The organism is Acidobacteriota bacterium (genome assembly GCA_016208495.1).
Taxonomy (GTDB): Bacteria; Acidobacteriota; Blastocatellia; order Chloracidobacteriales; family Chloracidobacteriaceae; genus JACQXX01.
On record JACQXX010000017.1, the window covers coordinates 94,481 to 102,586 of the forward strand.

At 53.1% G+C, this 8,106-nt stretch carries 5 protein-coding genes; 2 read left to right on the plus strand and 3 right to left on the minus strand.

Annotated features, from left to right (window positions below):
- Positions 1-102: 102 nt before the first annotated feature.
- From HY774_03085 to acs, 3 genes are read right to left on the minus strand one after another with little or no spacing between them, the layout of a single operon-like run.
- Entirely contained in the window at positions 103-969 is an 867-nt protein-coding gene (locus tag HY774_03085) for an SWIM zinc finger family protein (GenBank protein ID MBI4747440.1), read from the minus strand.
- Complete coding sequence (locus HY774_03090; GenBank protein MBI4747441.1) at positions 966-4,271, minus strand: DEAD/DEAH box helicase; 3,306 nt, start codon at positions 4,269-4,271, stop codon at positions 966-968. Before HY774_03090 ends, HY774_03085 begins: the two co-directional genes overlap by 4 nt.
- Before the next feature lie 41 nt (positions 4,272-4,312).
- A complete protein-coding gene (gene acs, locus HY774_03095; GenBank protein MBI4747442.1) occupies positions 4,313-6,283 on the minus strand; it encodes an acetate--CoA ligase in 1,971 nt (656 codons plus the stop codon).
- Positions 6,284-6,434: 151 nt separating this feature from the next.
- Between acs and HY774_03100 the strand changes: the two genes are divergently transcribed.
- Together HY774_03100 and HY774_03105 are read left to right on the plus strand one after the other, a co-directional pair.
- A complete protein-coding gene (locus tag HY774_03100; protein MBI4747443.1) occupies positions 6,435-6,953 on the plus strand; it encodes a hypothetical protein in 519 nt (172 codons plus the stop codon).
- A gap of 37 nt (positions 6,954-6,990) precedes the next feature.
- The coding region (locus tag HY774_03105; protein MBI4747444.1) for a hypothetical protein at positions 6,991-8,106 on the plus strand (1,116 nt) is incomplete at its 3' end.

An 8,106-nucleotide genomic window follows, 5' to 3' on the forward strand; every position in this document is an offset into this window, starting at 1 on the left:
GGAGCGCTGGCATTCTGCCGGCACCAAATGGTTGATTTTCAATTAGTTGCCGGCAGGATGCCGGCGCTCCCAGGAAATATTTATCTGAAAAGTTCTACTTCGCTACTCGCTAAAGGCTTTCTTCTCCGCCTGACTGGTAAACACTTCATAGAGCTCTGATAATATGTCGGTTACAGGCACACCACTAATTTCAAGCGGGAGCGGATCAAGTTGCTTCAAAATGGCATCTGGAACTTTGGTTGCCTGCGGTTTGAACTGGAGTCTGGCCGCTGATTCGCCCATGTCCCAAAAGTTGTTGAGTGTCTGAGGTAACGGGATAAACTGTTCGACCGCTTCGATAATTGGTTCCGGTGTTGGGTCGGGTTCATCATCCGCACCCCGAAGATTTCGTAAGTTTGTAATGAGTTTTTCCTGCGAACGCCCGCGCCAGAAGAAGATTTCAAACGGATCTTCGTCAAACTTTTCCGCCAGAATGTAATACACGGCGGCAATATGCTTGCACGGGTTTGAAGAGTCAGGGCAGGAACAATTCGTCTTGATTTCTCGGGCCGAAGCCGGGAAGAGGTTCAATCCGCACGCGTTAAATGCCTGTTCGATCTCGTTTGGCATTTCATTGTTCAGTAATTTGGCCATAAACAGCGCCTGCTGGGCGAGAGCGATCTCAACGTCCTGCCATTGGCGCTCGGTGAACGGCTGAATCCGGATCGAAACTTTATAGGGAGTCCGCGCCGAGCCCTGGACTTTGGCGGTGACTTCACCGGGCTCAATCCCGAGGTTCAGGACCTGTCCTTTGCGGGCATAGGTTTTTCCGCGAGTCAGTCTCCCGCCAAGATCAAACGATTCCAGCAATTTGATAAAGCGTTTGGACCACCAGGTTTCACCAATGTCACCCCGCTTACTTTTAGCTTTGATGCCGCCTTTGGCTTCGCGGGGTTTGGAGGGCTTCGGGTAATAATTCCAGTAACTCATACCACTTGACCTCCTCTGGTTTTCGAGGGTTTGGAAACGGCTTTTTTCGAACTGGATCTGGCTTTGGTCGCCGGTTGGGTTGCGGCTTCGGCTTCGGCCACGGCATCTTCAGACAGCGAAATCAATTCGCGGAGTTGATCGGTTGAAAGTTCGGTGACCCAGCCTTCGCCAGTGCCGACGATGCGTTCGGCGAGTTGTTTTTTCTGGTCAATCATCTGGTCAATGCGTTCTTCGACCGTTCCGACACAAATGAATTTTCGAACCTGAACATTGCGGACCTGTCCGATACGAAACGCCCGGTCAGTGGCCTGATCTTCGACAGCGGGATTCCACCAGCGGTCATAGTGAATCACGTGCTGGGCGTTGGTCAGATTGAGGCCCGTTCCTCCGGCTTTGAGCGAGAGCAGAAAAATTGGCGGTCCCGTGGGCTTTTGAAATTGCTCAACCATGCGATCACGATTGGCCTTGCTGACTTGACCGTGCAGGTACAGTACTTCACGGCCAAACCGTTCCTGCAGATAGGTTTTCAGCATGCTGCCCATTTCGGTGAACTGGGTAAAACACAGCACCCGGTCGCCGTCATCGAGGATTTCTTCAAGCAGTTCTTCGAGTCGGGCGAGTTTTCCAGAGCGTCCTTCAATGGATGAACCATCCTGAATCAGTTGTACCGGATGGTTGCAGACTTGTTTGAGCCGCAAGAGAGTTGCCAGCACATTGCCTTTGCGTTCAATCCCTTCGCTCTTTTCAATTTTTTCCAGCATTTCATTGACCACCGCCTGATAAAGCGACGCCTGTTCCTGGGTCAGATTGCAGTAGCTCTTCATTTCAATCTTGTCAGGCAGGTCGGAAATGATGGATTTATCGGTTTTGAGTCGTCTCAGAATAAACGGCGCCGTCAATTTTTTGAGCAGGGCCGCTTTGGATTCGTCCTGAAAACGCTCAATTGGCAAGGCAAAGGTTGATTGAAAATTCTTTTCCGAGCCAAGCAAGCCAGGGTTGAGAAATTCTGAAATGGACCAGAGTTCCGAAAGTCGGTTTTCGACAGGTGTTCCGGTCAAGGCAATCCGTTGCGGTGCCTTCAAACTGCGAACGGCCTGGGTTTGTTTGGCCACTGGATTTTTGATGTTTTGGGCTTCGTCGAGCACAATGCGCGCCCAGTTGACATCCGCCAGGAGTTCGCGGTCCCGAGCCGCCAGCGCATAGGTGGTCAATACCAGATCGGATTGTTCTGCGAGTTGGGTAAACTCTGGCCCCGTGGTGCGGTGCGCTCCGTGATGGACGTGGACTTTGAGCATTGGCGCAAACCGGGTCGTTTCGCGTTGCCAGTTGCCGACCAGCGACATTGGGCAAATCAACAGGGTTGGCGGGAAGGTGACAGGCTTTTTTGATTTTGAAGCCGCCGCTTTGCGTTCGTGGACCAGCAGCGAGAGCAATTGAACCGATTTCCCGAGTCCCATGTCATCAGCCAGACAGGCGCCGAGCCCAAGCGTGCCCAGATACGCCAGCCACGAAAGCCCCCGTTCCTGATATGGGCGCAACTTCCCGCCAAAATCCGGGGGAGTCGGCAACATTTCAAGTTGCTGGTCGCTGGCCTCATTCAAAACATTTTTTAACCAGCCTTCGGCCTCAATGCCCAACACCGGCAGACCCATTTTGGCGGCGTCAACCCCGAGACCCAGCCGCATGACTTCGGTGAGGGGCATTTCGCCGGAAATTGCTCGCTTTTGAAAGAACGCCAGAGCCCGTTCAACTTCATCTGGTTTGAGTTCAATCCATTGGCCGCGAATTTGCACCAGCGGCATTTTCAATTTGGCCAGTTTGACAAAATCGTCATAAGAAAGCTCTTCGTCACCCAGTGAAAGCTTCCAGTTATAGTCAACAATGCCGTCAAATCCCAAAACTCCAGGTGTGGCAGAGCGCGGCGCTTTTTTGGATTTGGCCACCATCTTGACGCCCAGTCTGGCGGTTGGTTTGGTCCACCAGGAGGGTATCAAAACGCTAAACCCCGATTGTTCAAGGACTGGGGCGGCTTCGCGCAGAAACCGATATGCATGAGGTGCGGCCAGCGACACGGAAACCGGACGGGCGGTTTTCAATGCAGGTTCAAGTTCGGGAAAGATCCGCAGGGCGCGGCCCAAATCAGCCAGCAGTTTTTCCTGTGGGTTCTGGAGTTCAATCGTCGAAAACCGCAGGACCTTGCCTTTGGTTTTCCAAACCTGATCCGCCGGCACCAGTAAGCTTTTATCTTCATGGCCCTGGAGCAGAAATTCGAGTCGCCAGGCATCCGGGTCAGGCTGATTTTTGGCTTTCTTCTGAGGTTCAGCGGTGACCGCGACTGGTTCAACCAGCCGAAAACAGGTCGTGAGTCCGCCTTTGTGGCTGGCGGCCCCGGATTGGTGCCAGGAGTCAACCGTTTTCTTCAGCTTTTCAATGGTGGCCGGCGAGGTGGGAATCACCGGATGTGGATTCATCAACCCATGCAACCAAGCTACTGCCGGTACAGCTTCGGCTATCTGGCGGTTTGATGGCAGGTCCATTGAAAAATCTTCAAGGAGCATTCGGACTCCGGCATCCACCAGGTGATGCAAGGCTGACCGGACCAGATGTGAAGGAGGTGTTTCACCCTTTTGCCCTGAAGCAACTTCAGCCCGACACAGGGCCGGAAGGGAATCCACCAGAATCTTGATTCGTTCGGCATCTTCTGGCGCTGTCAAAATCGGTTGCCAGAACGCGGAATACTCAGCGGCCTGCTGGCGAATCACAGGGAGCACGCGGCCTCTGGTCACAAGTTCCAGGGCAAACTTTGCCAGCCTGGAAAAATAGTTGACTGAACTCCCAAACACATATCCCGTCGGAGGCCGGCCCGGCAGCCGAAATAAAAGTTCAAAGGCCAGCAAAGGGTCAATTGTGACAACTGGGATCTTCCAGGGGCTGAGTCCAACTGGCGGTAGAGGCAAATCAGTCTGGTCTGAAAACAGAAGGGATGGGGAAGGCAACGGGTGTTCACCAGCAGTTGGAAGGAAAACCTCCAGGTGACTGGAGATATGGGCATACCCATTGCCCAAAGCTGAAAGGCGATGTTTTCCCGTAGCTCCTGGTTGGGGGGCAGCATCGGCCAACGACACCCAGGTAATTGCGTTCGCAATCATTTCGACTTCAGCCGCAAAGGGGTGAGTATTTGTGGCGGATTGAGCTTTCCGAGAGCTGGCCTTGCCGGGTTTGGGCGGGGAAAGTTTGATGGATGACTCTCCCCAGAGACAAAGCCGATTTTGGGATGACCAGAGGGCGTGAAGAACGAGCATAGCAAATCCAAAGCGGTGTCGAGCCGCAGCACTCCAAAGGGTTATTCTTCGTCCTCGCGAAGTCGTTCGAGGACTGACATATCTTCAAGCGTGGTCGTGTCGCCAACCGTCGTACTGCCGCTGGCAATTTCACGCAGCAAGCGTCGCATGATTTTTCCGCTTCGAGTTTTGGGAAGTGAATCGGTAAATCGAATGTCATCAGGCCGAGCCAGGGCACCGATTTCTTTGGTGACGTGTTCGCGAAGTTCTTTTTTCAGTTCTTCCGAAGCCGAAAATGTACCTTCCAGCGTGACAAAGGCCGCAATTGCCTGTCCTTTGAGTTCATCTGGTCGGCCCACAACGGCGGCTTCAGCCACGGCTGGGTGTGAGACCAGCGCGCTTTCAACTTCAGCCGTACCCAGGCGGTGACCGCTGACGTTCACGACATCATCCACGCGGCCCATAATCCAGAAATTGCCATGGCTGTCACGGCGGGCGCCGTCTCCGGCAAAGTACACGCCGGGGATTTCACTCCAATAGGAAGCTACATACCGCTCATCATCGCCCCACAGCGTGCGTAGCATTGATGGCCAGGGTTTGGTAATGACGAGATAGCCGCCTTCGTTTGGTCCGACCGGTTTGTTTTCTTTGGTTCGGATTTCAATGCTCAGACCCGGAAATGGTCTGGTTGCCGTGCCGGGCATGGTCGCCGTCACGCCTGGAATGGGGGTGATCAAAATTGCGCCGGTTTCGGTCTGCCACCAGGTATCCACAATCGGACACCGGCCTTTGCCGATCACTTTTGAATACCACATCCAGGCTTCAGGATTGATTGGCTCACCAACTGTTCCCAGCAGCCGCAATGAATTTAAGTCGTGCTTAAAGGTCCACTGTTCACCCCATTTGATAAAGGCCCGAATCGCTGTGGGCGCCGTGTAAAAAATCGTAATTTGATGCCGGTCAATGATTTCCCAGAAGCGATCTGGCTGCGGAAAGTTGGGCGCGCCTTCATACATAAACACCGTGGCGCCATTGGCAAGTGGACCATAGACCACATAGCTGTGCCCGGTGACCCAGCCGATATCCGCCGAACACCAGTAGGTATCGGTTTCTTTCAGGTCAAAAACAATTTTTGAGGTCAGCGCCACCTGGGTCAGATAGCCGCCCGTGGTGTGCAGAATTCCCTTTGGTTTTCCAGTTGTGCCCGAAGTGTACAAAATATAGAGCGGATGCTCGCTGTCGAGTTCTTCAGCCGGACAAGTATTTGAAACCGTTGGAGTTAATTCGTGCCACCAGTGGTCGCGCCCTGGTTCCATATGGATTTTCGTGCCAGTTCGTTTGAGCACCACGACGTTTTGAACGGATGGGCATTCATCAATGGCTCGATCAACGGCGGGTTTAAGGGCCACTTCGTTTCCACGGCGAAAGGCGCCATCCGCCGTAATCACGGCCACGCAGCCACAGTTGGTGATTCGGTCGCGGAGTGCGTCGGCGGAAAATCCGGCAAAGACAACCGTGTGTGGCGCTCCAATCCGGGCACAGGCGAGCATGGCAACGGCGGCTTCGGGCATCATCGGCATATAAATCGCCACCCGGTCGCCCTTTTTCACCCCCAGGCGTTTGAGCACATTGGCAAAGCGACAGACTTCGGTATAAAGCTGCTGGTAGGTCAGCGTCCGAATTTCACCCGGTTCGCCTTCCCAGATGATAGCGGCCTTGTTGCGGCGCGGGCCAGAGAGGTGTCGGTCAAGGCAGTTATAGGCCACATTCAATGTGCCGCCCACAAACCACTCGGCGTGCGGGTATTCCCATTTGAGCACCTGGTCCCATGTGCGAAACCAGTGTAACTCTTTCGCCGCCCGGGCCCAGAATCCTTCTGGATCCCGTTCTCCTTCAGCCACCAACTGGTCATATACTTCTTTTGACCCAATGTGAGCCTGGGCTGAAAATTCGATTGAGGGGGAAAAGAAACGATCTTCTTTGAGAACTGATTCAATGCCGGAATGTGGCGAATCGGGCACGGGGTTACCCATAAACGGCGATCCTCTCTGGTTGGTAGTCTTGAAATGCTGGAAGGAATGAAGCGGTGGCAAAAACTATCGCAGTTGCCCGGCAAAGAGCAACCCCTTTGAAAAGTGAGGAGTTCAACACAGGCCGGTCACCCCAAAAAAAGAAGGTGGCCACTTGACCACCTTTCATCATTCACATCATCCACTCACCGATTGTTCTGCTGTCAGCATTTCAGAAAATGATTCCTGCCGTAGATTTTTCCGTGATGGGTTTCTGTGGAACAAGCTGGAAATTCAGGTTCAGGCTGCGCAGGCTGAACTCATGAAGTTTCAACCCATTTTGAAGGGATCCATCACAGAAAAATTTAGGGAAGGAAAAAGTTCCATTGCACGGCTGAAGAAAAAGGGAAAACTCCTGAAAAAATACTTGACGATAAGAGATGGGAACTTTATGGTGACACCTGCAGATTTTATTTTGGCCACCTGCACCTGTCAGGGTTTTTACCTGGGCAACCCAAGCTGCTTTGCCGGTTGGTTATTCTTCAGTCAGCAAGGAACACTTCCTCAAGTCAGACTTCACTTTCAGGTGAATACAGTTGAGAGTCCCGCCTTCAGGCGGTCGGTTTTTCTTTTGCCATTCTCGAAACTGTCGGAAAGTGCTTGTCGTGCCCGGCTGAAGATCGGGTGTAGATGAGTTCACCAACGTTGAAGTCTCCTGGAAACAATGGGTTATGGGTCGAACACTCTTCCGAATCGCCGTAGTTGCGGTGTGCGCTGCTATCTGGCTCTTTGTGCAAACGGGAATGTTTTCAAATATTTCCAACCCGCTTCCGGTCAATGCGGGGACAATGGCTGAAGAACAGGCAACTTCGCACCACTATGAACTTCCCTATGGAGACAACCTGTTTGCGCCGTCCAATGCTGCGACGGTTTCGGGTGGGTTTATCAAACAGGAAGAATTTATCCCAGCGGCCCGTTGTGCCGGTTGCCACACCGAAGCCCATGCCCAGTGGAGCGAGTCGGCGCATCGCAATTCCTTCCGCGAACCGTTCTACCAGACCAATGTCAAGCACCTGATCCGAGACCGAAAGATTGCCGTCACCCGCCACTGCGAGAGTTGCCACAACCCGGTGGCGCTGTTTTCCGGAGCACTCTCAGAAAAAGCGACCTTTGCCCGTCCGTTTGATGAGGAAGGAGTCAGTTGTTCGGTCTGTCACAGCATCGTGTCAACGAACACCACCGGCATCGGGAGTTACGTGATTGACAAACCGGCGCTGCTTGAAACCGCTGATGGCGCACGGCTGGCTGATGTGACTGACCGTGAGATTTTGGAGGACATTCCTTCCCATCGCCGGGCGATGATGCGCCCCTTGTTGAAAACCCCTGAATTCTGCGCCGCCTGTCACAAAGCAGCGGTCGTCCCGGAACTCAACCAGCGGAAGTGGCTGCGCTCATTCGCGATTTATGACGAATGGCAACAATCGGCTTTTTCAAATGAAACGGTTCAACCGCTGGCTCGCCGTGACCGACAAAGCTGCCAGGATTGCCACATGCCGGAAACCAACGGCCTGCCATCCCATCGCTGGCCAGGAGCAAATACGGCGCTTCCAACCTTTTACAACACACCCAACCAGCTTGCCGAAACCCAAGAACTGTTGCAATCAGGGATTTTATCGGTTGATATCTTTGCTTTACCAACCGCTTCAACTCCGAACCGTGATTTTCAAACCCTGAACCCTGCTAATCCCCCCGGATTTTGTGGGGTAAGCTCAAAAATGAGTCCAAAAGCCCTAAAAATGGCCTGTTTTGAGCTGTTTTACCTGTTACCCACAAAAACGTGGGTTAGC